This window comes from Paenibacillus sp. D2_2 (assembly GCF_031199965.1).
In the GTDB taxonomy this organism is placed as follows: domain Bacteria; phylum Bacillota; class Bacilli; order Paenibacillales; family Paenibacillaceae; genus Fontibacillus.
The window spans coordinates 104,001-130,613 of sequence record NZ_CP133605.1; the positions used below are offsets into that span (position 1 = coordinate 104,001).

The following is a 26,613-nucleotide window of genomic DNA, read 5'->3' on the forward strand; positions in this document are numbered from 1 at the left end:
CTTAATCCACATCCTTTCTATTGAAATGAATAAGGCCAATCAGCATAATGATAATCCCTACGCCAATCCCAATGCCGATGAACCAGAATTGATGCTCGGAACGAAGGGCCATTATTGGCCAATTCAACGGGAACCATTCGGATAATTGCATGAAGAAGGGCGATACCAGTGAGATCAGAACTCCGAGTGATACCGGCAACGTCTGATTCTGGAACGTAAGCGACAACCATAGTTGCAGGGACAAGACCGGCATAGTAGCCAAGAATGGGAAGAAGCCCATTGTCAGCAGGTCTTTCCAAGGTATATGCGTGCCGAATCCAAGCGACGTACCGAGTATGATAGTTCCGATAGATAGAACGATACAGGACACGAATAGGAGAAGCACACTAAGTGTGAATTTACCGCTAAATACTGATGTGCGCGAGATCGGCAGCGCGAGCAGTTGCTTCCATGAATTCAGCTGATGCTCGACATTGGCAATGAGTGAACTGACTAATGTACAGCCTAGATATAAGGAGATCGGAACGAACATGGTCGTCTCTCCGATGAGTCCTCCCAGAGGTCGTCGGCATATGTTTTACTTAGGTAATCGAGTCGGAGCCCGAAGTTCAGCGCTTCTATAGCTACTACTCCGAGTGGCGCGAGAATGATGAGAAGCCAAATTCCTTTGCCGCGGATTTTCAGGAAGTCAGCCGATAGCGAACGAAGCATCATGGCTAATTCCCTCCCCGATGACCTGCATGAAGATATCCTCGAGCGATTTCTTCTCCTGTTCAACCCGGTAAATATCGTGACCGTTCTCAACCAGATGCTTCACAAGCTTGGCGACCTTGGCATCTTGCATGCCTGGGAAGATGAGTGTATTCTCTTCCAAACTGCCGATGGAACCAAGATCTCGGGCCATCCAGAGTGCTGATTCCGGTTCAGATACGACAAGCTTGATATGATGCGATGCCTTCTGCTGAAGGTTTGAGATCGTATCCTGGAATACCATCTGGCCTTCGCGGATAATACCGACTGTTCCGGCCATTTGCTCGATTTCACCGAGCAGGTGGCTGGAGACCAGCACGGTAATTCCATATTGCTGTGGCATACTTTTAATCAGCTCGCGGATTTCATGAATTCCTGATGGGTCCAGACCGTTCGTTGGTTCATCGAGAATAAGCAATTCCGGATTACCTAACAAGGAAGCAGCGATACCGAGACGTTGTCTCATCCCAAGCGAGTAGCCCTTAACCGGACGGCGCGCTTCGGAAGTTAATGAGACAATCTCTAGCACTTCGTCGATCCGTGATTTAGGGACGTCCAGAATCCGGCGCAGCGCTTCCAAATTGTCGATGGCGTTCAGATGTCCATAGTAGGAAGGATACTCGACCAAGGAGCCGATTCGCTTAAGAATCGCTATTTTATCTTTACGTAAATCGCGGCCGAAGATCGAGATGGAGCCAGATGTCGGTTTAATTAGACCTAGCAGCATTCGAATGGTTGTTGTCTTGCCGGCTCCGTTTGGTCCTAAGAAGCCATATATATCGCCTTGTTTGATTTCAAGATTCAATTGATTGACCGCGGCTCGTCCGCGATATTTCTTCGTTAATCCCCTCGTTTGAATGACCATATCACTCACAATTAATCACCTCGGCTATTATATTACTGGGGTTAGTTTAAATGAAAGGATGCCGAAGTTTAAAAATGGTTTAAATTTACTGGTAAGCTACCCATTAATTATTAAGAATAGTTAGCTGGATAAATATAAATGCTTGTACCAGTTTCGGATGTGTCTATATCCAGAACTAATTTCATTTGCTTCATTATAAGGTCGACGATCGTAAGTCCAAGTCCCGCTCCTTTGGAAGGGGTCTCTGCGTTAAAGCCAGGGCCTCGATCAGCAATTAATAAGGCCGCGTGTCCGTTCCTCTGTACAGTAGCAATACCCACATATTTGCCGGAGCTTGCATAGCGGTTCAGGTTCTGGAACAGATTATCCAGAATCCGACGGAATGCTTGCTCGTCGACCTCCCAGATTAACGGCCCGTCCGGGAGATTTATGTCGATCTCGAGTTCTGATTTTTCCCATATCGGGTACCAGGCTGCAGCGCTCACTCGGACAATACGGAGTATATCTTGAGCTCTCGCAGACATAGCGTACCGTCCGCTGCTGAGCAGATTATATGACAGTAAGTGGTCGATCAGATGATCGAGGTCACTAATCTTCGTCTTCATAAGCTGAACTGACTCATGAGCTTCTTCGGGCAACGGTTGCTTATCAAGCGCGTAGATATGCCCGGACAGCACGGTTAGTGGTGTTCGCAAATCATGCGATAGATTATTAATCAAGTTCTTGCGAAGCGTCTCTTCCTCTTGTTCCCTGCGTTTTCCTTCCTCCAGCTTACCGACCATATGATTGAAGGCCTTCTCTAGGCTGCCGATCTCATCCGCCCGTCCTTCGTCAACTCGTACCCGGCAATCCGTCCTTATTTGTACGCATCATGCCTGACTCTAGGTTAAGCAGCCGTTTGCGGATATTCCGGAAGAAGAGGTAAGAGAGGAGGAGAAATATCGACAGCATCAGTAGTAAGAAGAAACCATAGATACGGTTATCGGATTTTATACCGTGCTTCAAAGAATCGCGTGGGATCCTCAGAACCATGAATCCTTCTCCGTGAGTCGTCTTATCGCCAATAAATGCAACGACACCAAAGGTATTCGTATTGGATACTGTCTTCATATATTGTATGGCGTCCTCGGTGGACCACTCCGCGGGTAGATTGTTCTGCTTAGGAAGCTGTAGACGTGTTCTCTCTTCACCATCTACCCAGAATAGTGAGGTCTCCGGATATTTATTCTTTATCTCCTTCAGCTTGGCATCAATTATTTCAGGTGATTTATGACCACCGAGCTGTCTAGCTTCTTCATGCCACATTTTTTCGAGGTCTGTTGAATTGTATCTCAGCGGCTGCTCGATTTGATGTTGGGGAAGAAGAAGTAGTTAACGCTGTAGGATAAGATGAAGCCGGCCGGAACTGCCACCGGAATGAATAGAAAAGCGATTGCGATAATCAGAACATATCTCGATAACAGCGATTTGCGAAACTTAGGCTTGTTCCAGTGACGCTGTCTCATGACCGCACCCGGTATCCGATACCGCGAATCGTCTCAATAATCTCAGGTGTCGCCGGATCGCGTTCGATTTTCTCGCGTAAATGGCGGATATGTACCATTAACGTCTTGTCTCCATCCAGGTAGGGCTCTCCCCAGACCCCTTCATATATTTGTTCCTTGGTCAGTATTTGCCCGAGATGCTGCAGTAGAAACTGAAAGATATGAAACTGTTTGCCAGTTAGAATAATTTCCTCCCCGGTATCCTGATTCACGATAATGTTCTCCTTCTCATGAATTAACAGATGACGGAGTTGGAGCGGGGTGGCAGAAGGAGTCCCGCTGCGGCGTAGGAGCACCTCGATTCGGGCTACTAATTCCTCCGGATGAAACGGCTTGGTCAAATAATCATCAGCGAACTGCAAGCCATGCAGCTTATCGTCGATGGAGGCCCGGGCCGACAGCATCATGATCGGAACATGAGGGAACTGCTTCTTCAGGCGCTGTCCAACGGTAAATCCGTCAAGACCAGGTAGCATGACATTTAGAATGACCAGATTACTCTTCTCTGCTTCCTCCATCGCACGATCTCCGCTGGTTAACCAGGTAACCTCATAGCCCCGGCTATTCAGTTCACCGCTAATAAAGGTTCCGATTTCCTGATCATCTTCTATATATAATAGGTTTGCATTTGATACTGACATGTTAAATCCCTCCCGTCTCTATTGTGGCAAATCAAAGCCTAAAAATAAACATACATCATTATAGAACAATTTGTGATTCCAGTCACAAGGGGGATATAGAGAGGTATGTTAAGTTTTAGTTGAGAACAGTTCTCACTGATTTTTGATACCTTTACTAAGGTGGGATAGCACATGGGTAAGGTTATAGATTTACGAAAAACAGTCTACGAGCTGTGCTCATCAGACCCGGAAGTAATTGAGGTCATGGCGGAGCTTGGATTTGAGCAAATCACCCAGCCTGGCATGCTGCAGAGTGCCGGACGTTTCATGACCATTCCAAAAGGAGCAAGATTGAAGAAGCTGGATATGGACGTAATTAAGAGAGCCTTTTTAGATAGGGACTATAGCATAGAAGAATAACTACAAGACCTAGATCAGTATAAATTGGAGGGGAAGAATAGTGAGCGAATTAATCAATAATCGCGAGCAGGGGATGTCGGTATGGACGGAACGTCAGGAGATGCTTAAAGGGATCATCAAGGAGTTGCATCAGGGGAAGAGTGTGGATGAAGTGAAGGCCCGCTTCGAAGAGGCGGTAGGCGACGTAACGGTCGCGGAGATCTCAGCTATGGAGCATGCACTTATGGAGGAAGAAGGCATTCCGGTATCAGAAGTTCAGCGATTATGCTCAGTTCATACGGCAATATTCAAAGGATCGATTGAGGAAATTCACCGCTCCAGCAAGCCCGAGGACCAGCCTGGACATCCTGTGCATACCTTCAAATTGGAGAACCGAGAGATTGAACGGCTCGTTAACTTTAAGTTGGAGCTACATTTGGATCAGTTCCGCAAGCAGGATGCTTCTGGGACGATCATCAAGCTGCTCGAGGACTTGGGTCTGCTGCTTGATCTCGACAAGCATTACAGCCGCAAGGAGAATTTGCTCTTTCCTTATCTAGAGAAGTACGGGATATTCGGCCCGACAAAGGTGATGTGGGGGGTCGACGATGTCATTCGCGCTATGATTAAGGAAGTAAAAGGTAAGCTAAGCGATTATAAAGGAAATCAGCAGGAATTGATTACCGATTTGGAACTGATTATTAGAGAAGTCAATGAAATGGTCTTTAAAGAAGAGAATATATTGCTTCCTATGGCTCTGGAGAAGCTTACCGAGGATGAGTGGTTGAAGATCGCCCGGGAGAGCGATCAGGTTGGCTTCTGCCTGACTGCGCCAGAGCAGGAGTGGATTCCGCAGCGGATTCCTTTGGAAATGCAGGATACAGCTGTAGAGTCAGAGCAAGACAACGAAATTCCCCAGGGGTACGTAGATTCCAGACCGGGATCCTCTCTGTACAGCAGCTCGAAGCGGTGTTGAACCATCTGCCAGTGGATCTTACCTTCATTGATGAGAATGATGTAGTACGTTATTTCTCTCACGGGAAGGAGCGAATTTTTGCCCGTACGAAGGCGGTGATTGGTCGTACTGTTCAGAATTGCCATCCGCCGCAAAGTGTACATGTGGTAGATCAATTATTGAAGGATTTCAAATCAGGGAAGAAGGATGCTGAGGATTTCTGGATTCCGTTCAAGGATAAATTCGTATTGATCCGTTACTTTGCCGTACGTAGCGAGGCTGGAGAGTACATGGGAACCTTGGAATTCACCCAGAATATCGCACCGATTCAGGCTATCACCGGACAAAAACGAATCATGTCCTGAGTTTGTTATGTCTGACGATAATAAAAGTCGTTTTATAGGGTTCACAAGTGTGAATCCTTGGACGGCTTTTTATTTTTCCACTATATGTGAATCTGATCACGTCCGTAAAAAGCCTTGTATCTATTGGGCTCTTACGAGGTTGCCTTCTCTTGACCGAAAAGGAGGGTTCGCTTATAGTTGGTACGTAGGTATGTCTTCACAAAAGTCATAATTTAATTTATTCTTGAGGAACATTATAGAGGAAAAGGTGGCTTGTATCATGTCTGAAAAAATCTACATTGGCGTAGACCTGGGCGGAACGGCGATTAAGGTCGGGATTTGCAATGAAGAAGGACAGCTTCTACATACGTATGAGGGACCGACTGAAGTGGATAAGGGTCCGGAGACGATTGTAGATAATATCGAACGTTATGTGCGTCTCGTTGTAGAGCAATCTCCATTCAATTGGGATCAGGTGGCTGGTGTTGGTGCGGGTGTTGCCGGCTTTACCAATGTACGCGAAGGGATCATTATTTTTGCGCCGAATGTAGGTTTGAAAGACTTCCATATTCGCGAAATTTTAGAGGAGCGTCTGGGCAAGCCTGTTAAAATAGACAATGATGCTAACGTAGCGGCTCTCGGCGAAGCATGGGGCGGTGCAGGTAAAGGGATTGATAACTGTGTATGCTATACGCTTGGTACAGGCGTTGGTGGTGGCATAATTATTGATGGTAAAATCTATCAAGGCTTCTCCGGCTTGGCAGGGGAGCTTGGACATATGTCCGTAGTTCCAGATCTTGAAGCGATTCAGTGTGGCTGTGGCAAGATGGGCTGTCTGGAGACGGTCTCTTCGGCGACCGGTATTATCCGTATGGCCAATGATGCGGTAGCTCGCGGAGATCGTACAGAACTGGCATTAGTCGAAAGCATTACAGCGAAGGACGTATTTGATGCAGCCAAGGTTGGAGATGAGGTTGCCTTGCGTATTGTCAACCGTGCAGCTTTCTATCTTGGTAAATCCCTTGCAGCGGTGGCTGTTGTGCTTAATCCGGAAGTATTCATTATCGGCGGTGGGGTATCCAAAGCTGGAGATATTCTATTTAATGAGATTCGTAGCGTCTTTGCAAAACTTACGCCGGAGCCGGTGCAGACTGGTCTGAGAATTGAACCTGCCACACTTGGTAATGATGCAGGTATGGTCGGCGCAGCTGGTCTATTTCTTCGCTCATAAGAAATAGGGGAAACATATATCTATCAGTTGCATAAAATATCATAAGTAGCTGAGTTTCATATAGAGGTTGCTCGGTACGATCATCGTATAGATAGAAGGAATGGAGAATTGCGAGGAGGGAATGTCATGTCGGATAATGAAGGAGCTTCCGTTGCCAATCTTGTAATCATAACTGGTATGTCGGGGCAGGAAAGTCACTTGCTGTCCGTAGTCTGGAGGATTTAGGTTTCTTCTGTGTAGACAATTTACCTCCAGTATTGATTCCCAAATTTGCTGAATTAATTGAACAATCTAAAGGTAAGATCGCTAAGGTCGCACTTGTCATCGATTTGCGCGGCCGTGAATTTTTCACAGCATTATCGGAGTCGCTCGCCTATATCAAGGAGCATTTCACGATGAACAGTGAGATTCTGTTCCTGGATGCAACGGATTCAGTGCTTGTACAGAGGTACAAGGAGAGTCGGCGACGTCACCCGCTTGCTCCAGAAGGGATGCCGCTGGATGGCATCCGGCTTGAGCGCAAGATGCTCGATGAACTGAGAGTATCGGCGACCCAGGTCATCGATACTAGCAATATGAAGCCTTCGCAATTGAAGGAGAAGATTATCTCCAGGTTCTCACATTCGGAGGATGGCAGCTTATCGGTGAACGTGACTTCCTTCGGGTTTAAATACGGGATACCGATCGATGCCGATCTTGTGTTTGATGTACGCTTCTTACCTAACCCTCATTACATTGAGCAACTTCGTCCACACACGGGACAAGATGATGATGTATATGAATATGTTATGAAGTGGCCGGAGACGCAAGCTTTCTTAACGAAACTGCTAGACATGCTGCACTTCTTGTTGCCTCAGTATCGTAAAGAGGGAAAGAGTCAGGTAATTATCGGGATTGGTTGTACCGGGGCAAGCATCGCTCCGTAGCGATAGCCGAGTATTTAGGTCGTATGCTTGGGGCGAGTGAGACAGAGGCGGTTCGAGTCAGCCATCGTGATGCAGGTAGGGATCGATAGTAAGAGGTGAGTTAATTAGTGGCCAATCGGACGAAGAAGAAAGAATTCCACGAATTGTTGTGATGGGCGGAACTGGCCTATCTGTTATGCTCCGTGGATTGAAGCATAAACCTATAGATATTACGGCGATAGTTACTGTTGCCGACGACGGGGCAGCTCCGGGATTCTGCGGAACGAGCTGCATATGCCTCCACCAGGGGATATTCGTAACGTATTAACTGCGCTTGCGGATGTAGAGCCGCTGCTGTCTGATATGCTGAATTATCGCTTCTCATCAGGTTCTGGACTTGCAGGACACAGCTTGGGGAACCTTATTCTTGCTGCCATCACGGACATTTCAGGTGACTTCGTAACGGCAGTGCGTGAGCTCAGCCGCGTATTTGCTGTCCGTGGACGAGTGCTTCCGGCCGCGGACCAGGCGGTGGTCCTGCATGCGGAGATGGAGGACGGTACTATCGTCACCGGGGAATCGAAGATTCCAGAAGCGGGGGCAGGATTAAGCGGATCTTCTTGGAGCCGGAGATCGTTGAGCCTCTACCGGAAGCGGTTGAGGCGATTCGGGACGCGGATGCGATATTGATCGGCCCGGGTAGCTTATATACGAGCATCATTCCGAATCTGCTCGTACCCAAGCTGGCAGAGGCGGTTCTGGAGAACAAGAACGCGATCAAGATCTTTGTCTGCAACGTGATGACCCAGCCGGGTGAGACGGATGACTATACGGTTAGCGATCATTTGAAGGCCGTATACGAGCATGTCGGACATCATCTGTTCGATTATGTGATCGTCAACGACGGCGAAATTCCTACACAGGTGCAGGACTATTACGCCGAGAAGGGCGCCAAGCCGGTTAGATCGATTGGGATGTCGTGACGGGCCGCGGCTATAAGGTAATTGCTGATACTTTGGTTATGTTCCGCAGATATTTAAGGCATGATGCGGATAAACTAAGCCATCATATCTATCAGCTAGTAGAGGACTGGATTATACGAAAGAGGTGAGTTCCTTGTCGTTCGCGGCGCAAACCAAAAAAGAGTTAACCTTGGTTGAGGCGGAACCCTGCTGCGAGAAGGCTGAGTTATCCGCCTTGATTCGCATGAGCGGTTCGGTTCAAGTCTCGAATAAGAAGGTTATTTTGGATATCTCTACGGAAAACGCCGCGATTGCCAGGCGAATATACTCCTTGCTGAAGAAGCATTTTCAGATTCATACGGAATTGCTTGTCCGCAAGAAGATGCGTTTGAAGAAGAACAATGTATATATTGTACGTATCCCGGGTCGTGTTGAGGAGATTCTGAAGGAGCTGTATATTGTCTCTGAAGGTTTTATTTTCACGGATGGGATTAATCCGGAGCTTACCCGGAAAAACTGTTGTAAGAGAGCTTATCTGCGCGGTGCATTTATGGCCGGTGGGTCGGTGAACAATCCAGAAGGCTCTTCGTATCATCTGGAGATCTCCTCTATGTATGAGGAGCATTGTAGGGCGTTAGTCGACTTGGCCAACGAATTCCATCTGAATGCACGCTGCATTGAGCGTAAGAAGGGCTTCATCTTCTACATCAAGGAAGGCGAGAAAATTATCGAGCTGCTGAACATTATCGGCGCGCATCAGGCGCTGTTCAAATTCGAGGATGTACGGATCATGCGCGATATGCGCAATTCAGTGAACCGGATCGTCAACTGCGAGACTGCGAATTTGAACAAGACGATTGGGGCGGCGGTAAGACAGATCGATAATATCAAGCTGTTGCAGCGGGAAGTCGGTCTGGAGAGCCTGCCGGACAAGCTGCGCGAGGTAGCCGAGGTAAGACTGGCTCATCCGGATATCAATCTGAAGGAAGTCGGAGAACTCCTTAAAGGTACAGTTAGTAAATCGGGCGTAAATCACCGTCTGCGCAAAATTGATGAGATGGCGGAAAAAATTCGCAACGCCTGAATTTGTTCTGCTAGTGTGCTACTGGTGTGTATGCTATAATAATATAATAAAAACTGTTGATTGATAATGTAATAGGGGGGTATAGGTTAATGATCAAGAACCCAGTTGTTGTAAAATTGAAGACTGGTCTGCACGCCCGTCCAGCGGCGTTGTTCGTTCAGGAAGCGAATAAATATTCTTCAGAAATTTTCGTTGAAAAAGACGATAAAAAAGTGAATGCGAAAAGTATCATGGGCATTATGAGTCTCGCGATCAGTACCGGTACGGAAATCTACATCAGTGCTGAAGGTGCGGATGCCGAACAGGCTGCAAACGCTTTAATCAATCTGGTCAGCAAAGAAGAATTGGAGAACCAATAATCGCCTTTTTTCTAAGCAGAACCTAAGGACCTCTATTCAAATTGAATAGGGGTCTTTTAATTATATTTATAACTCTGCAACATTTCTCATAAAACTTCGTTTAGTAGTTAGAATTAGCCAAATAATGGAGGGGACAATGATGAGAAAATGGTTGAAGCCCGTAGGAGTAGTTATGATTACAGGAACGTTGCTGCTAGGAGGACAGGTATTCGGCGGAGTATTTCAGGCAACACCAGCCTATGCGGATGAGGTGCAGAAGAACGTGATTAATGTAGTCGGCAATGGAGAAATCACGGTGAAGCCGGATGTCGCTTATCTCTCAATCGGTGTTGAGACACAGGCCAAGACGGCGAAGGAAGCGCAGAGTGCAAATGCTGCCAAGGTTGCTCAAGTGAATAAGCTGCTCAAAGAGACTTGGAAGATCGATAGCAAGGATCTGAAAACAGGGCAGTTCTATGTACAGCCGAATTATACGTATAACGAGAAAGACGGTCAGAAATTGACGGGTTATACGGCGACGCATACATTGAGTGTGACTTATCGTGATCTGGAGAAGGTTGGAGCATTGCTCGACGCAGCTACAGAAGCTGGAGCTAACCGTATTGACAATATTCACTTCAGTGTAGAGAATTCAGACCAGTATTTGGCCGAGGTGATTCAGAAAGCGATGAACAATGCCAATGTGAAGGCTAACGCCATTGCTAAGGCAGCAAATCGTCAGCTGGGTGCGGCGTTGAATATTACCCAGTCGGGTGGCAACGTATCGATGTACGCACAGAATTATGTAATGAAGGATATGGCTATGCCAACTGCTGACGCAGGAACATCTGTTGAGCCAGGTGAGATTACGGTTTCTACTTCTTTAAGTATTTCGTATGAAATGAAATAGGAAGCTGTCGCGAAATGAAAACAGGGTATGCGGCGTATAACGCGGTATACCCTTTTTATATTTTTGCAATTTTGGCCGCTTATTTTTCGTACGGACAGGGGATATTATTAACAAACGAGCTGGGCGTATCCAATTTGCACATAAAGTGGACAAATTATTTGTCGATTCAGTCAATTATTCGGGCAAATCCTGTCCGGAGGCTTAGAAAAGTGTTGTAACTGAGGCTAAAAAAAGGTATAGTGTATATTGCAAAAATGAATCAATAGACCTGTGAAAGCCATACCAATGGATATGGCTTTTTTTCTTAAAGAGGTAGTTCAGAGAGTCCTCTTTTATTCACGAAGCTATTCAGGGAGCTTAATCGGCATCGAATCTTGAATTCAGCCGGACCCTAAGCAGATGCTTACGAAGCCATGTTTCTTACGGAAACATTTCAGGTGCTCACGTACCAACTACGTTCGTTCCGCTCCTTAGACCCTAGCTTCATCCAACTGAAGCGTTTTGAAAAAACGCACATCGGAAGCATAAGCTTCGGGTGCCGGAAATTTGACTTTCTGAACTTTCATTTAAAGAGGACTTTGAGACATTCCATTACTTCTAAAGGAGTTGATGCATACATGATTGAACTGGTCGGGGTCGAAAAGCACTTTGCAGGACAAGTTGTAGTGCATCCGCTATCGCTTACGATTAAGGAAGGGGAATTCCTGACCTTGTTGGGTCCGAGCGGCTGTGGCAAGACGACGATTCTTCGCATGATCGCGGGATTTGAGCAACCTTCGAAAGGCAGAATATTACTCGATGGTGCAGATCTAACAAAACTGCCTCCTAACCACCGGGATTTAAACCTCGTCTTTCAACATTATGCTTTATTTCCGCATATGACGGTAGAAGATAATATTGATTTTGGACTTAAAATGAAAAAGCTGCCTGCTAAAGAGCGGCGTGAACGAATAGAAGAAGCGGTGACCATGACACAATTGGGCCCGCTTACGAAGCGTTATCCGCATCAACTGTCGGGCGGACAACAGCAGCGTGTCGCAATTGCCCGCGCGATTGCTAACAAACCCAAGGTACTGCTTCTGGACGAACCGCTTGGTGCACTTGATCTGCAACTGCGTAAGAATCTCCAGTCTGAATTGAAGCATCTGCAACGCAGCCTTGGGATTACGTTTGTATATGTAACGCATGATCAGGATGAAGCGATGATGATGTCTGACCGGATTGTTATTATGAATAACGGGCAAGTCGAGCAAATTGGCACGCCTCGCGAGGTCTACGCTAAGCCAACGACGCTCTTCTCGGCTACATTCATCGGTGAGAACAATATCTTATCTGAAGATGGACGATTGTTCGCAGTACGGCCGGAGAAGCTTCACGCCACTCGTGATCTAAGTAGTGCGAAGCGTACGGGAGAGATCGTCGACGTACAATATCTGGGAAGCATCCACAAAGTCATCGTTCAGCTAGATGAGGAACCGATGACTGTGTCAATTGTACTCGATTCAGAAGACACCCAAGAATGGGTAGTCGGAGGGAGAATCGGAGTACTATGGGACACCCGGGATGAGGTGAATATCGGGTCATGAGGAAGTCGAACCTAAGCCTCCTGCCGGTATTTTTATGGTTGTTACTGTTCCTGATCTTACCGATGCTGATGGTGGTGGGCATTTCCTTTATGGACCGCGATGAGCTCGGGAATGTGATCTATCATTTCAATCTGAGCTCTTATGCGACGTTCTTCGATCCATTATATCTGGGCATCTATTGGGATACGATCGTATTGTCAGTCGTGACTACGGTGATATGTCTTCTGCTGAGCTATCCGCTCGCCTATTATATCGCCAATGCAGGCCCGAGGATGCAGACCTGGGGACTCGTGATGATTACGATCCCGTTCTGGATCAACTTCTTGATCCGCACGTATGCTTGGGTGCTGTTACTCCGAACCCAGGGCGTCGTGAATTCATTGTTGCTCGATCTAGGCTTCATTCAGGAGCCGCTGCAAATGCTATATACAAAAGGGGCCGTATACCTTGGGATGGTATATACTTTTATCCCTTTCATGGTGCTGCCAATTTATGTGGCTCTGGAGCAAATGGATAAGAAGTTGCTGGAGGCGGCCAGCGATCTAGGGGCTACCCCGTGGAGATCGTTCTGGCATATTACTCTACCGCAGACCAAATCGGGAATTATGACTGGTGCGGTACTCGTGTATGTCTCGACAACGGGAATGTTCGTCGTTACGGATATTCTCGGTGGGGCCAAATCGGCGATGATTAGTAACATTATTCAGAGTCAATTCTTAGGGGCGCGGAACTGGCCATTTGGGTCGGCCTTGTCCGTCATATTCGTTATTACTTCGCTAATTATGATTGCTCTCTTTAACCGGGCAATGACATCTAGACATTTGAAAGTGAAGGAGGAGAGCTAATGAAGAGCAAGAATCATCCGCTTCTCGGCATCCACTCCTTACTGATGATGATCTTTATTTATATCCCGATCATTATCATTATCGTATATTCATTCAACAGCTCTCGTCTGGCTTCAAGCTGGAGCGGTTTTACGTTCGATTGGTATATCTCTTTGTTCGAAAACAGCTACGTTATGGAAGCTTTGACGAATACGCTAATTGTTGCAGTGGTATCCACGTTGGTATCTACGCTGCTAGGTACGCTGTCGGCCTTATCGATTCGCAAGGCAAGGAAGAAAATAAAGGCAGGGATGGGCGGTTTAATATACTTGCCAATCATTATCCCTGATATTATTATGGGTTTGTCGCTGTTAATGCTGTTCACCCAGTTTCATATTCCGCTCGGAAGATTGACGATCATTATTGCGCATATTACCTTTAGTATTTCTTATGTGCATGTCGTTGTCTCCACACGTCTGACCGGGATGAAGGATGGTCTGGAGGAAGCGGCGCAGGATCTGGGCGCTGGGGCGTGGCAGACGTTCCGCTTGGTGACGATGCCGCAGATTCTACCGGGTATCATTTCTGGGGCGATCATCGCATTTACAATGTCACTTGATGACTTCATGGTTAGCTTCTTCGTCAGCGGTCCAAATTCGACAACTTTGCCGATTTATATCTATGGACAGGTGAAACGTGGTATTTCCCCGGAAATTAACGCATTATGTACGATTTTGATTATCGTCAGTGTGACATTGATCTTCCTGGCCCAATTTATCCTGAACAAGGGTAAGGGGCAGAAGAAGCAATCCGTACTTCCTTTCTAGAAGAGGTAGTTCAAAAAGGTCGCTTTGATCACGAGGTAACACTGAGAGCTTATTCGACATCGAATCTTGAATTCAGCCGGGCCTAAGCAGATGCTTACGAAGTCATGTTTCCTATGGAAACATCTCAGGTGCTCACGTACAATCTACGTACGCTGCGCTCCTCACGCCCTAGGCTTCATCCAACCTTCTCGGTGCTGAAAACCGACTTTTTGAACTTTTATTAGAAGAGGAAGTTCAAAAAGATCGCTTTTGATTACAACGTAAGAAAACTATATAAATACAATAATGTTTCATGAAAGAGAGGAGATAAAGGAATTGAAAAGAATGAAGTGGGCTGGCTTGTTGCTGGCAGTAATGATGGTAGTTGGTTTGTTGTCCGGTTGCGGATCGTCTAAGGAGACACTGAACATCTACAGTTGGGCTGACAATTTCGATATGGACGTTATTAAGGATTTCGAGAAGCAATACAATGTCAAGGTGAAGTATGATGTGTTCGCCAACAATGAGGACCTTCTGGCTAAGATTAAGGCAGGGGGCACTGGCTATGACCTGATTCAGCCTTCCGATTACATGGTTGAGACGATGATCAAGCAGAACCTGCTTGCTCCACTCGATATGAACAACATTCCGAACTTTGCGAATATTGCTAATGTCTATAAGAATCCTACATTTGATCCAGGAAATAAATATTCCATCGTCTATATGTCCGGCGTTACTGGTATTGCTTACAATACAAAGTACATCAAGGACAAAATTGATAGCTGGGAAGATCTCTGGGATCCTAAGTATAAGGGTAAAGTCATCCTGCTTGATGACAACCGTGAGATTATTGGAATGGCGCTGAAGAAAGCTGGACTTTCCAATAGCTCGAAGGACGAGGGTGAGATTACCGCTGCTGTCAACGATCTGAAGACACTGCTACCAAGCGTGCTCGCTTTTGATACTGATAATATTAAGCAAAAAATGATTCAAGAAGAGGGCTGGATCGGCACTGTATGGTCCGGTGACGCTTCCTATATTGTTAAGGATAATCCGGATATCGCTTTTGTTGTTCCAAAGGAAGGCAGTACGATCTTCGCCGATAACTATGCAATTCCGAAGGATGCGAAGCATAAGGAACTGGCTGAGAAGTTCATTAACTATATGCTTGAGCCTGAGGTAAGTGCAAAGAACTATGAATCGATCGGATACAGCGATCCGAATACGAAGGCTACACCGTTCCATAGTGCGGAATACAATGCAGATAAGATGATTAACCTGTCCGAGGACGAATTGTCGCGTACAGAATGGCTTAGCGATGTAGGCGATAAATTGAGCTTGTACGACCGTTTCTGGACTGAATTGAAGAGCGGTCGGGACTAAATAATCAGGTAAATATAAGCGGGGCCTTCCCTAGTAGCTTTGACTACTAAGGGAAGGCCTTTTTTTGCATTAATTTATGTTGTCAGGGGAAAAATTGGGATATCCATGAAAAGGAGGATGAGAAGTCCAATGACAACAAAGATCTCAAAGATAATGGCTGTTGCCCTGACGGTTGTATTACTAGCTGCACTAGCTATCAGCGGCTTGGAGGACTCTGTACCCGCATCGGCGGCTGAAGCCGAGCAGGAGACAGGAGAAGCAACCATCGAGCTTCAGAGGGCTGAGGGAGTCTCTGAGCAGGGGCCTGCTTTGGTGCAGATTACTTTAAAGGGAAAACCACTAAAGCTACAAGGAATACAGGGAGAGCAGGACGTTCTGGTTCCACTGGAGCTTATCGAGAATGGATTAAAAGTAAAGGTTAAATATGATAAAGGCAGCAATCGCTATTTCTTGAGACGGGATCATGTTGTAGTTCAACTAACACCGAAAGAGGATGGAGCCTGGGCGGTCGTGAACGGTAGCACACAAGTGCTTCCGTATGAGTGGAAAGAGCTGAATGGTCTGCCTTATGTGTCGTCCAAGGTGTTGACAGACCACTTAGGATTTACTTCGACTTATGATGCGTCAAAGAAGACATTAGACCTCGTTCCGCATAAGCTGAACAAGATCAGAATAACTACCCGTGTAGTTGATAAGTCGATCCCAGAAGCCTCGATTAAGGTGGAGTACCCTCAGGTTGGTGGATTGAAGAATAAGAGTGCAGAGCGGAAAATTAACGATCTTCTGCAGAGCAGAACGGATGACTTTGTTAAACAGTCACTAAAAGAGACGAAGGAAGGTCCTCCAGTAAGCGGACACACTTATCAATTCCTGGGCAACTATACGGTAACCTTCAATCGTGATGGGCTGTTAAGCATCTTGCTGCAGTATTATTCATATACAGGAGGCGCTCATGGCAACCCTGTTCGTGAAGGTCTAACCTTCCGTCTCAGCGATGGGAAGCTGCTGACGCTTGATGAGTTATTAAAGGATAATCCAGATTACCGTAAAATTGTCGATCCAGCGATTGCCAAGCAATTGGAAGCGACTGAGGGGTATTTTGGCGGCTTCAAGACGATCGGTAGCAATCCGAGCTATTATCTGAAGAACGACGGCGTTGTGATCTTCCTGCCACTGTACGAATATTTGCCGTATGTGAACGGCTTCCCTGAGTTTTATTTCCCATTCTCTGAGCTTGGGGTGAAAATGGGGAAGATCGGCAAGTAGAAGCCATTAAAGTCATAAAGAAGCAAAACAGCAGGTCTGGAAGTCCAGACCTGCTGTTTTTGTTGTTCTTATTATGCGTTAGCTTTATCGATAACTTTGTCGACTAGTCCGTATTCCATGGCTTCTATAGCACTCATGAAATTGTCGCGGTCCGTATCACGCTCAATTTGCTCTAGTGGCTTGCCTGTACGTTCAGCAAGGATCTTGTTCAAATTGTCGCGCATTTTGAGAATGCGGCGAGCACGGATCTCGATATCCGTCGCTTGGCCTTCTGCACCGCCGAGTGGTTGATGGATCATAATCTCACTGTTTGGTAGAGCGAAGCGCTTGCCTGGTGCGCCTGCATTTAGCAGGAAAGCGCCCATGGAAGCAGCTAATCCGACACAGATCGTGGATACATCGGATTTGATGAATTGCATCGTATCATAAATGGCCATGCCAGCTGTAATCGAACCGCCAGGGCTGTTGATGTACAAATGAATGTCTTTGCCGGGATCTTCGGCATCCAGGAATAGCATCTGCGCAATAATAGAATTGGCTACGACGTCATTGACCTGTGAACCAAGGAAAATGATCCGGTCCTTCAGCAATCTGGAATAAATGTCGTAAGCTCGTTCACCACGGTTACTCTGTTCAACAACCATTGGAATATAACTCACCGATAAACCCTCCTTATTATTAGCCCCATAGGGAACTCATTCCCTAGCATCAAGCTGTGTTCATATATACTTCGATCAATTCCAGAATTGACGGAATTGATGATTTGTAATCCCATAATAACTAATTTTTTGTCAAAAGTCAAAGATAGTCAAACTCAAGGTAATAAAAAAGCCCACGAAGGGTTTTGTATGATAAAATATGGCGCGCCCGCGAGGAATCGAACCTCGATCTCAGGCTCCGGAGGCCTACGTCATATCCATTGGACCACGGGCGCATGAATTTTGTGCAACAAAGATGATTATACGGTATCTCTTTATAGATTGCAAGCAGTTAATACGACAAATAAATCTATTGTCTTTGAAAGCGTTTTATGATAATTTAAATTCATAAAAACGTTTTTGTTAAAAAAGGACGATCACCGATGACTAAAGTTACAATTAAAGATGTGGCTAGAGAAGCAGGAGTATCTATTTCCACTGTTTCCAACGCATTGAATGACGTGGATGTGCTCACTCCGGAGACGAAGTCGCATGTGCTTAAGGTAGCAAAGCGCATGAATTATGTACCGAACTTGAACGGGAAGCTGCTGAAGACAGGCAAGACGAAGATGCTCGGCTTCTTTACGACCAGTGTGACGGGACCCTATTTCTACATACTGGTCGAATCAATGGCTCGTGAATGTGAGCGTCTCGGTTACGGCTTGAACGTATTCGTGACCAAGGATAAGCAGGTCATCATGAGCAATATTCTAGGTCGGCGTGTCGATGGAGTAGTGATTTACGAAGAGCTCAAAATTGATGAGAATGACATCGTCTCTATGGAGAAAGACAAGATTAAGGCGGTCTTTCTGGACCGGGTTATTGAGAACGAGACGATGGGAAGCGTGATATTCGATTCCTACGTCAGCCGGTTATGAAGCTACCAAATATTTGATCAGTCTGGGACATAAGAGAATCGCTTATATATCAGGTGTTGACACGATGTATGATAGCGTTCAGCGGCAAGAGGGCTATCTGGCTGCCCTACGGGAGCACCAGCTGGAGATAGATGAAGATTACATTCTGCAAGGTTATTTTGAGGAGGAAGGCTCTTATAATGTCGTGAAATCATTCCTCCGTTCGCATCATGATAAAGTACCGGAAGCTTTTCTGGCCGGGAACGACCTTAGTGCAATCGGATGTATTCGCGCTTTGAAGTCAGAAGGTTACCGGGTTCCGGAGGATGTTAGTGTCATGGGCTTTGACGATATTGAAATTGCTCAATATTTCTCGCCTCCGCTGACGACGGTTAGGAACCAAATTGCTAGACAGGGGATGCTCGTCATCGATCACCTAGTACGCCTGATTCAGAAGAAGGAACAAGGCAAGCCACAGAAGCTATCCGGCGAAATTGTAGTGCGTGGTTCATGTCAGGTTAGAATAAAGCGGGATGATCTTATATAGATAGAAAGATATAGGGTCATTCCTATTTTTTCAATCGGATAGGTAAATTTATTGTAAAAATAAAAACGTTTTTATGGGTCTGCTATCTAGAAGGGGGAGTCGTAAATGGAGAAATTAGGCAGTGCACCCGCCAAGAAGCCTGTAGGGCAAAGGATTAAGGAGTTTTGTGTAGATTTTAAGAATCAGTGGGAAATTCAGTCGATGATTATCCCAGGCATTATTTTTATGATTATTTTTTGTTACATACCTATTTACGGATTGACGATCGCTTTTAAGAGTTATACGGTCATCGATACGCTGGATTCTGCTCCATGGGTAGGTTTTGAGAATTTCAAAATTATCCTGTCGGATAAATTTTTCTGGGATTCTGTTGTCAATACACTGGGCATCAGCTTCTTGAAGCTATTGATCGGCTTCGTTATCCCAATCATATTGGCGATCATGATTCATGAGCTGGGCATGGGGCGGTTCAAGAAGATGGTACAGACGATCTCGTACCTTCCGCACTTCCTGTCCTGGATCGTACTGGGCGGTATGCTGATCACCTGGCTCGCAACGTCGGGCTTGTTCAATCAGATTCTTCTTGATCTCGGAATTATTTCTAATCCGCAAAATATTTTGCTCGATCCAGGTAAGTACTGGTGGATTGCTACGTTGTCTGATATCTGGAAGGAAGCAGGCTGGGGCACGATTCTTTATTTGGCGATCATGTCCAAGATTGATCCGACTTATTATGAAGCGGCCAAAATTGATGGCGCGAGCCGGATGAGACAGATTTGGAACATCACGTTGCCGAACATGAAGATGATTATCAGCTTGAACTTGATCTTGACTGTAAGCGGTTTATTGGGGTCTAACCTCGATCAGACTCTCGTTCTGATGAACTCGCAGAACCGTGCCAGAGCGGAAGTCATCAATTCCTATGTGTATCGTATGGGGATGACGCAAGGCGACTTCTCATATGCAACTGCGGTTGGTTTAGGCATCTCCATCGTCTCTGTTATTCTGCTTGTTGCTGCAAACAAGGTGACGAGTAAATTAAACGATAACCAATCGGTTTTATAGAGGGGGCATTCTTGTGAATCGAAATACGCTTAAAAAAGACATTGACAGTCGAATATTTGACACCGTGAATGCGACGCTGCTCCTTATCTTTACCATCATTATCATCGTTCCGTTATGGAATGTTATTGTATCGTCCTTCAGCTCAGGTAAGTCGATCTCCGAGGGTGGCTTCATTTTCTGGCCGAAGGAATTCTCAATGGAGAACTATGAAGCCGTATTCAGAGATTCAACCATCTGGCAATCCTTCTTCATATCTGTTGCTAAGACGGTTGTCGGGGTTGTTACTCACGTGTTCTTCTGTGCGATGGTCGGATACGGGCTTAGCAAGAAGAAGGTTCGCGGCCGCAAGCTGTATGTCACGATGGGCGTGATCACCATGTTCTTCTCCGGCGGAATGATTCCTACATACTTGCTGATCAAATCGCTAGGGTTACTGAATAGCTTCTGGGTCTATATCATACCGGCATTATTCAGCTATTACGACGTAATCATTCTGATGAACTTCTTCCGCAATGTACCTGATTCATTAGAAGAATCGGCGAAAATCGACGGTGCAGGGGACTGGCGTGTGTTCCTGAAAATATTCATCCCTCTGTCCATGCCAGCGATTGCGACGATTGCCCTGTTCAACGGGGTAGGCCAATGGAATGACTTCATGACGACGAAATTGTATATCACCGACAAGACTCTCTACCCGTTGCAAATGAAGCTCTATGAAATTATCGTTCAGTCGCAAGTCCAATCGATGCAAAATATCGGGGGGTCAGCGGTAATTGAGACGACGACGAAAGGGGTCCAACTAGCAACGATCGTGATTACGACATTGCCGATTGTTGTGATGTATCCAATATTACAGAAGTACTTTATTTCAGGGATGATGCTGGGGGCGGTCAAAGAGTAAAAATACTTCTGAATAGTTACATGTAAGAACGTAAGGTGCAGCTCAAAATTAATACTCTATTTAAATCAAAGGGAGGTAACAAAATGAAAGAGAGCAAGAAGAGTATTAGAAAGACAGGAATCAAGCTTAGTCTTGCCTTGATGGCTGTGGCATTAATGATTAGCGGTTGCGGGGGTTCCAAGGGCGACAGCGGTAAGAAGGGCGAATTGGTCTCGATTGAAGACCGTTATACACCGAGCGCAGATACACCAGCATGGAAGCTAGATAAGAAGGAAGAAGCAACCGATCTGACCTGGTATGTGAACGCAGACTGGTGGAACACGGACTTTGGTAATGACGTGGTAACGAAGAAGATCAAGGAAGATCTGAACATTAATATCAAGTTCATCACTGGTGATGATACCAAATTGAATACATTTTTTGCCGGTGGTGAAATGCCGGATATGATCACTACTTTTGGTGCTGACTCCGCTGTAGTACAAAAGGCTAATACATGGGCATATTCCTTAAATGATCTGGCTGATAAGTATGATCCATATTTCTATAAAGTAGCGGCACAGGATACGTTGAACTGGTTCAAGTTGAAGGATGGCAAGACCTATGGATATCCTGACTACTCCAACACGCAAGCCGACTATGACAGTGGGGAAATCCCAGCTAAGACGGCGTTCGTGATCCGTAAGGATGTATACGATGCACTAGGTCAGCCAAGCATGGGGACGCAAGAGGAATTCCTGAAGGTATTGAAGGATATCAAGGCAAAATTCCCTAGTCTGATTCCTCTCGGCTTCAACTCGATCGGCGAGGGCGCTGGCTCCTTGGGCGACGTATTCCAGGACTTCCTTGGCGTACCACTTGAAGATAACAATGGCGACTTCTACAACCGTAACCTGGACGAAGGCTATTTATCCTGGTTGAAGACTTTGAATACGGCTTACAGGGACGGAAGCATTAGCGATGATAGCTTCGCTGATGACGGTCCAGCTTTTGAAGAGAAGGTCAAGTCCGGTAAGTATGCAACGATGCTTCTCGACGGGACACCGCAACAAGGCGGTCACTTGCAAATCTTCATGAGTGCTAATCCAGGCAAAGAATATATCGCGATTGATGGACCACAGAGCACAGATGGCAACAAGCCAAAGCTGAACCAATCCGGTATTACAGGCTGGATGATTAACTTCATTACGAAGAATTGTAAAGATCCTGCCAAAGCGATCCAAATCTTCACTTACCTACTTAGTGACGAAGGTCAAATGCTAGTGAACTACGGGATCGAGGGTCAGACCTATAAATCGGTGGGCGACGGCAAATATGAGTTGTTACCTGAAGTGAAGGATTTGCAATTGAACAACTCTGATAAATTCAAGAAGGAATATCGGATGGGTGAATTCATTTTCTTCGGCCATGACCGCTACAAAGCGCTGAGCACAGACTCCTTCCCAGAATCAATCAAGCAAATGCAAGAATGGGGCAAAGGCAAACTGGTACCGCACTTCATTCTGGAAAATATCAATCCGGATCAAGGTACTCAGGAAGCACGTTCACTGAGCGCTATCAATACGAAGTGGAATACAACGATGGTAAGCATGATCCGTTCGAAGGATGATAATGAATTCAATAATAACCTAGCGTCCTACAAATCCTTCCTGGATGAGAATAACTGGGATAAGATCGTGAAGGCTCGCAGTGAAAAAATGAAAATTAATAAAGAAAAATTGGGTATTAAATAGTAGCTTATAGTTTCTGAGCGGGCCCCTTAAACAGGGGCCTTCTTCTTCAAATCGCAAGATATTGCACCCTAGTGAGCGTGATATGGATAGACAGACCAGATCACAACAGAAACGGAGGAAACAGACATGCTGAAGCTAAGCATCTATCAGTCGAATGGTGAGAACGAATTGTTCGTGAACAGAGCTCCAGAGCAGCTAACACCTATTTCGGCGGAGTTGCCGGTGAATACGGTGACGATTGATGAGCAGGAGGCCTATCAGGTGATGGACGGATTTGGCGCCTCTTTTACCGATTCGGCGGCTTATTTGATTCATCAAGTATTGGACGAGGAACAAAGGCGGGAATTGATGATCCGGTTGTTCGACTCCAATAAGGGCATTGGGTTATCGGTTCTGCGCAACCCGATGGGCGCATCCGACTATGCCCGCAAAATATACAGTTATAACGATATGCCGGAAAATGAGACGGATCTTGAACTAGAGCAGTTCTCGATAGCTCACGACGAAGAGGACATTATTCCTCTGTTGCAGGAAGCCGTGAAGCTGAATCCCGAGGTTAAGCTGATGGCTTCGCCATGGAGTCCTCCAGGATGGATGAAGACGAGCGGGCATATGATCGGTGGGGAGCTTAAGAAGGAGTACTATCAAGTTTACGCGGAATATTTCGTGCGTTATATTAAAGCCTATGCATCTCACGACCTGCCGATATACGCAGTAACGCCACAGAATGAAGCTCTATTCGTGCCGGGGCATTATCCTGGTATGCTGATGCTGCCAGAGGCGCAGAGTGATTTCATTAAGAACTATCTGAAGCCTGGGTTCATCAGTAATCAGATCGATACGAAAATATTGTGTTATGACCATAACTGGGATCGGCCTGATTATCCACTGACCGTGTTCGAACAAGCACATGATGAAGTGGATGGAGTAGCATGGCATTGGTATGGTGGAGTCCCATCTGCACAGAGTGACGTCCTGAACGCATTTCCAACGAAAGAGGTTCATTTCACTGAAGGGTCCGGTGGCGAGTGGATTCCGGCCTTCGAACCGGCTTTCTCCAATGTGATGAGAACAGGGATCGAGATTCTGAGGAATCATAGTAAATCATTCGTGTTATGGAATATGGCTCTGGACGAGCACAACGGTCCTACGGTTCCTGGCTTTGGAGAGAGTACTTGCCGCGGGATTGTGCTAGTAAATCAGCAGACTCGTGAACTGACTTATACTCTGGATTATTACGCTCTAGCTCATTTCAGCAAATTCGTACGCCCTAAGGCAGTTCGTATCGCTTCTAGCAGCTATGACAATATCCGTTCGGTTGCATTCAAAAATACCGATGGCACAATTGCAATTATTTTATTCAATGATAGTGAGCAAGCAGGTAATGTAGATCTGAAGTTACAGGAAGAATCTGTATTAAGCTTCCAACTGGAGCCGAAGAGTGCGATGACGGTGTTCATTCGTAGATAATAATATGAAGTGTCATAACGGGAGTCTCTCTTATTGTGAATAGATGCACAATCTATTTGCGATTGAGAGGCTCTTTTTGCGTGTGAAATGGGCCTTTGTGCAGTTTGAAAGGCTCCGACCATACTCTTGAGTATTAAGATATATTCATTTGCATGTATAAGTGGAAAGAGGATTGAGAAATATACGTTCGTCAGGCTTGCAACTGGAATAAAAATTGGTTAAAATGACAGTGGGACTTAAAAAGTTAACCCGGGACATTTTAAGACCAGGAGAAGGAGAGAGAAGACGAAGCTTGCAGGAGTGGAAAGCATGCGTGATATATTAGAAATGCAAAGGCAGCTTCTTCCTGATCTCATGGAAATTCTCAAGAAAAGGTATACCATTCTTCACCAGATCATGTTGTCGGATGTGATCGGCCGCAGAACGCTAGCGGTCTCACTGAACATGACGGAGCGTGTGTTGCGGGCCGAGACGGATCTCCTGAAGGCTCAGGGCCTGATAGAAATCGAGAATATAGGCATGAGAATCAGTGATTCGGGCAGAAAACTATTGGAGGATTTGGAGCCGGTAGTGAAGGAAATCTTCGGTCTGGCCAATCTGGAGGAGACGATCCGCAAGGCTTACGGGCTCCGTAAGGTTGTGGTGGTTGCCGGTGATAGTGAGGTCTCCCCGCTCACCAAGCGCGAACTTGGGCGAGCTGGTGCTAGGGCTTTACTCCATGCGATGCAAGGTGATGATGTGGTCGCCGTGACCGGCGGTACGACGTTGGCAGAAGTTGCAGAGCAGCTTACTCCGCCAGCGAATATATCACTGAAGCAGAGCTGGTTCGTTCCAGCAAGGGGCGGACTTGGCGAGAGTCTGGAGATCCAGGCGAATACGATCGCCTCTGGAATGGCTAAGCGGGTTGGAGCCGGATATAGGCTGCTGCATGTACCTGATCTTCTGGGAAAAGACGCATATGATTCATTGGTACATGACCCGAACATCCATGATATCGTGGATATGATCCGCCAGGCGCGGATTATTGTACACGGCATCGGAGATGCTATGCAGATGGCTCGGCGCCGTAAATTAGAGCAGCCGGTCATTGAAGAGCTACAGGGGACGGGGCCCTTGCTGAATCTTTTGGCTACTATTTCAATAAGGATGGCGTTGTCGTTCATAAGATGTTAACTCTCGGACTTCGTCTGGAAGACATCATGAAGGCCGACACGGTCGTGGGCATTGCCGGAGGCAAGGCCAAAGCGGAAGCCATTCACGCCGTACTCAAGTTTGGACATGAAGATATTCTTGTCATCGACGAAGCTGCAGCGGTTGAAATTGTGGGAGAGATTGAGCGGCAGGGGACAATTAGCAGCAAGTAAGTAATATAACTATGGTTTACTCATGACAGGCTTATTTGCCTAGTCTTGAATAATAAAAAAGAACACTGGGAGGATCAATCATGAGTGTAAAAGTAGGTATTAATGGATTTGGACGTATCGGACGTTTGGCTTTCCGTCGTATTCAAAATGTTGAAGGCATCGAAGTAGTAGCTATCAATGACCTGACAGATGCTAAAATGTTGGCTCATTTGTTGAAATATGATACTACGCAAGGTAAATTTGACGGTGAAGTTGAAGTTCATGACGGCTTCTTCAAAGTTAACGGTAAAGAAGTTAAGGTTCTTGCTAACCGCAACCCTGAAGAATTGCCTTGGGGCGAGCTTGGCGTAGACATCGTTCTTGAGTGCACAGGCTTCTTCACAACAAAAGAAAAAGCTGAACTTCACCTTAAAGGCGGCGCTAAAAAAGTCGTTATCTCCGCTCCAGCTACTGGCGACATGAAGACAGTTGTATACAACGTTAACCATGAAATCCTTGATGGCTCTGAAACTGTTATCTCCGGTGCTTCTTGCACAACGAACTGCTTGGCTCCTATGGCTAAAGTACTTCAAGACAAATTCGGCATCGTAGAAGGCTTGATGACTACGATTCATGCATATACTGGCGACCAAAACACTTTGGATGCTCCTCATGCGAAAGGCGACTTCCGTCGTGCTCGTGCAGCTGCTGAAAACATCATCCCTAACACAACTGGTGCTGCTAAAGCAATCGGTCTGGTTATTCCAGAATTGCAAGGTAAATTGGATGGCGCGGCTCAACGTGTTCCAGTTGCAACTGGTTCCTTGACTGAGCTCGTTACTGTTCTTGAGAAGAACGTAACTGTTGACGAAATCAACGCAGCAATGAAAGCAGCTTCTGATCCAGAAACTTATGGATATACTGAAGATGAAATCGTATCTTCCGACATCAAAGGTATGACTTTCGGTTCCCTATTCGATGCTACGCAAACTAAAGTATTGACAGTTGGCGACAAACAACTCGTTAAAACTGTAGCTTGGTACGACAACGAAATGTCCTACACTGCTCAATTGGTTCGTTCCCTGGAGTACTTCGCTAAGAAAGTTAAGTAATTCCTGTTTATTGAAATATCACATACCAAAGAGGAGTGACCTGCTATAAGGACTCCTCTTTGGTTCATGGATTGATTATTATTAATTTTGTAAATCTAAGTTTTTTAGATGGACATTC

Annotated in this window: 23 protein-coding genes, 1 tRNA gene and 6 pseudogenes; 21 read left to right on the forward strand and 9 right to left on the reverse strand. The window is 46.0% G+C overall.

Annotated elements, in window-relative coordinates; translation table 11 throughout:
• Position 1 precedes the first annotated feature (1 nt).
• The 7 genes and pseudogenes from RE628_RS00545 to RE628_RS00570 all read right to left on the reverse strand — a co-directional run bounded on the left by RE628_RS00545 (position 2) and on the right by RE628_RS00570 (position 3,800).
• Positions 2–714 (reverse strand): annotated as a pseudogene (locus RE628_RS00545) (ABC transporter permease).
• Entirely contained in the window at positions 689–1,624 is a 936-nt protein-coding gene (locus RE628_RS00550) for an ABC transporter ATP-binding protein (RefSeq protein WP_309156921.1), read from the reverse strand. The pseudogene RE628_RS00545 and the gene RE628_RS00550 overlap by 26 nt, the downstream one beginning before the upstream one ends.
• Positions 1,625–1,725: 101 nt before the next feature.
• Positions 1,726–2,397, reverse strand: coding sequence for a sensor histidine kinase (locus tag RE628_RS00555; protein WP_309156922.1), 672 nt, complete (start codon positions 2,395–2,397; stop codon positions 1,726–1,728).
• An 18-nt stretch (positions 2,398–2,415) separates the two neighbouring features.
• Positions 2,416–2,475, reverse strand: a pseudogene (locus RE628_RS29380) (hypothetical protein); the annotation flags it as partial.
• The gene (locus tag RE628_RS00560; protein WP_309156923.1) at positions 2,447–2,920 is read right to left on the reverse strand and encodes a hypothetical protein; all 474 of its coding nucleotides are present in this window, start codon (positions 2,918–2,920) and stop codon (positions 2,447–2,449) included. The gene RE628_RS00560 and the pseudogene RE628_RS29380, both read right to left, overlap by 29 nt.
• Positions 2,921–2,946: 26 nt before the next feature.
• A complete protein-coding gene (locus RE628_RS00565) occupies positions 2,947–3,120 on the reverse strand; it encodes a hypothetical protein (RefSeq protein WP_309156924.1) in 174 nt (57 codons plus the stop codon).
• Positions 3,117–3,800, reverse strand: a complete 684-nt coding sequence (locus RE628_RS00570; RefSeq protein WP_309156925.1) for a response regulator transcription factor — start codon at positions 3,798–3,800, stop codon at positions 3,117–3,119. The genes RE628_RS00565 and RE628_RS00570 overlap by 4 nt, the downstream gene beginning before the upstream one ends.
• Positions 3,801–3,971: 171 nt before the next feature.
• Here RE628_RS00570 and RE628_RS00575 point away from each other — a divergent pair, with 171 nt between their 5' ends.
• The 13 genes and pseudogenes from RE628_RS00575 to RE628_RS00635 all read left to right on the forward strand — a co-directional run bounded on the left by RE628_RS00575 (position 3,972) and on the right by RE628_RS00635 (position 16,772).
• Positions 3,972–4,199, forward strand: coding sequence for a DUF1858 domain-containing protein (locus RE628_RS00575; protein ID WP_309156926.1), 228 nt, complete (start codon positions 3,972–3,974; stop codon positions 4,197–4,199).
• 40 nt (positions 4,200–4,239) lie between these two features.
• A pseudogene (locus RE628_RS00580) lies at positions 4,240–5,498 on the forward strand (DUF438 domain-containing protein).
• Between the two features lie 259 nt (positions 5,499–5,757).
• A complete protein-coding gene (locus RE628_RS00585) occupies positions 5,758–6,708 on the forward strand; it encodes an ROK family glucokinase (RefSeq protein ID WP_309156927.1) in 951 nt (316 codons plus the stop codon).
• Positions 6,709–6,834: 126 nt separating this feature from the next.
• Positions 6,835–7,723, forward strand: a pseudogene (gene rapZ / locus RE628_RS00590) (RNase adapter RapZ).
• A 62-nt stretch (positions 7,724–7,785) separates the two neighbouring features.
• Positions 7,786–8,724: pseudogene (yvcK, locus tag RE628_RS00595) on the forward strand (uridine diphosphate-N-acetylglucosamine-binding protein YvcK).
• Between the two features lie 5 nt (positions 8,725–8,729).
• A complete protein-coding gene (gene whiA / locus RE628_RS00600; protein WP_309156928.1) occupies positions 8,730–9,659 on the forward strand; it encodes a DNA-binding protein WhiA in 930 nt (309 codons plus the stop codon).
• Positions 9,660–9,748: 89 nt separating this feature from the next.
• Entirely contained in the window at positions 9,749–10,018 is a 270-nt protein-coding gene (locus tag RE628_RS00605; protein WP_068779183.1) for an HPr family phosphocarrier protein, read from the forward strand.
• A 136-nt stretch (positions 10,019–10,154) separates the two neighbouring features.
• Positions 10,155–10,907: an SIMPL domain-containing protein gene (locus RE628_RS00610; RefSeq protein ID WP_309156929.1), complete on the forward strand. Its 753-nt coding sequence runs from the start codon at positions 10,155–10,157 to the stop codon at positions 10,905–10,907.
• A 617-nt stretch (positions 10,908–11,524) separates the two neighbouring features.
• Positions 11,525–12,493 (forward strand): ABC transporter ATP-binding protein, encoded by a 969-nt coding sequence (locus RE628_RS00615; protein ID WP_309156930.1) that lies wholly within the window; start codon positions 11,525–11,527, stop codon positions 12,491–12,493.
• A complete protein-coding gene (locus tag RE628_RS00620) occupies positions 12,490–13,338 on the forward strand; it encodes an ABC transporter permease (protein ID WP_309156931.1) in 849 nt (282 codons plus the stop codon). Before RE628_RS00615 ends, RE628_RS00620 begins: the two co-directional genes overlap by 4 nt.
• Positions 13,338–14,144: an ABC transporter permease gene (locus RE628_RS00625; RefSeq protein ID WP_309156932.1), complete on the forward strand. Its 807-nt coding sequence runs from the start codon at positions 13,338–13,340 to the stop codon at positions 14,142–14,144. The genes RE628_RS00620 and RE628_RS00625 overlap by 1 nt, the downstream gene beginning before the upstream one ends.
• A 324-nt stretch (positions 14,145–14,468) precedes the next feature.
• Positions 14,469–15,506, forward strand: a complete 1,038-nt coding sequence (locus RE628_RS00630) for a polyamine ABC transporter substrate-binding protein (RefSeq protein ID WP_375143086.1) — start codon at positions 14,469–14,471, stop codon at positions 15,504–15,506.
• A 129-nt stretch (positions 15,507–15,635) separates the two neighbouring features.
• Entirely contained in the window at positions 15,636–16,772 is a 1,137-nt protein-coding gene (locus tag RE628_RS00635) for a PdaC/SigV domain-containing protein (protein WP_309156934.1), read from the forward strand.
• 71 nt (positions 16,773–16,843) lie between these two features.
• Here the strand turns inward: RE628_RS00635 and clpP are convergent, their stop codons facing one another.
• Both clpP and RE628_RS00645 read right to left on the reverse strand, forming a co-directional pair.
• Positions 16,844–17,431 (reverse strand): ATP-dependent Clp endopeptidase proteolytic subunit ClpP, encoded by a 588-nt coding sequence (clpP, locus tag RE628_RS00640; RefSeq protein WP_309156935.1) that lies wholly within the window; start codon positions 17,429–17,431, stop codon positions 16,844–16,846.
• A 200-nt stretch (positions 17,432–17,631) separates the two neighbouring features.
• Positions 17,632–17,706 (reverse strand) — tRNA-Arg (locus RE628_RS00645).
• Between the two features lie 147 nt (positions 17,707–17,853).
• On the opposite strand from RE628_RS00645, the gene RE628_RS00650 reads away from it, so the two are divergent.
• From RE628_RS00650 to gap, 8 genes and pseudogenes are all read left to right on the forward strand, one after another.
• Entirely contained in the window at positions 17,854–18,348 is a 495-nt protein-coding gene (locus RE628_RS00650; RefSeq protein ID WP_309156936.1) for a LacI family DNA-binding transcriptional regulator, read from the forward strand.
• A 13-nt stretch (positions 18,349–18,361) separates the two neighbouring features.
• On the forward strand, positions 18,362–18,874 hold the full coding sequence (locus RE628_RS00655) for a LacI family DNA-binding transcriptional regulator (protein WP_309156937.1): 513 nt from the start codon (positions 18,362–18,364) through the stop codon (positions 18,872–18,874).
• 105 nt (positions 18,875–18,979) lie between these two features.
• Positions 18,980–19,939 carry an ABC transporter permease gene (locus tag RE628_RS00660; RefSeq protein WP_309156938.1) on the forward strand — a complete coding sequence of 320 codons (960 nt, stop codon included), beginning with the start codon at positions 18,980–18,982 and terminating at the stop codon, positions 19,937–19,939.
• A 13-nt stretch (positions 19,940–19,952) separates the two neighbouring features.
• Entirely contained in the window at positions 19,953–20,840 is an 888-nt protein-coding gene (locus tag RE628_RS00665; protein ID WP_309156939.1) for a carbohydrate ABC transporter permease, read from the forward strand.
• Positions 20,841–20,923: 83 nt separating this feature from the next.
• Positions 20,924–22,570 carry a type 2 periplasmic-binding domain-containing protein gene (locus RE628_RS00670; protein ID WP_309156940.1) on the forward strand — a complete coding sequence of 549 codons (1,647 nt, stop codon included), beginning with the start codon at positions 20,924–20,926 and terminating at the stop codon, positions 22,568–22,570.
• 126 nt (positions 22,571–22,696) lie between these two features.
• On the forward strand, positions 22,697–24,040 hold the full coding sequence (locus RE628_RS00675) for a glycoside hydrolase family 30 protein (RefSeq protein ID WP_309156941.1): 1,344 nt from the start codon (positions 22,697–22,699) through the stop codon (positions 24,038–24,040).
• Between the two features lie 309 nt (positions 24,041–24,349).
• A pseudogene (locus RE628_RS00680) lies at positions 24,350–25,404 on the forward strand (sugar-binding transcriptional regulator).
• Between the two features lie 80 nt (positions 25,405–25,484).
• Positions 25,485–26,495 carry a type I glyceraldehyde-3-phosphate dehydrogenase gene (gene gap / locus RE628_RS00685; RefSeq protein WP_126994661.1) on the forward strand — a complete coding sequence of 337 codons (1,011 nt, stop codon included), beginning with the start codon at positions 25,485–25,487 and terminating at the stop codon, positions 26,493–26,495.
• Positions 26,496–26,613: the final 118 nt, after the last annotated feature.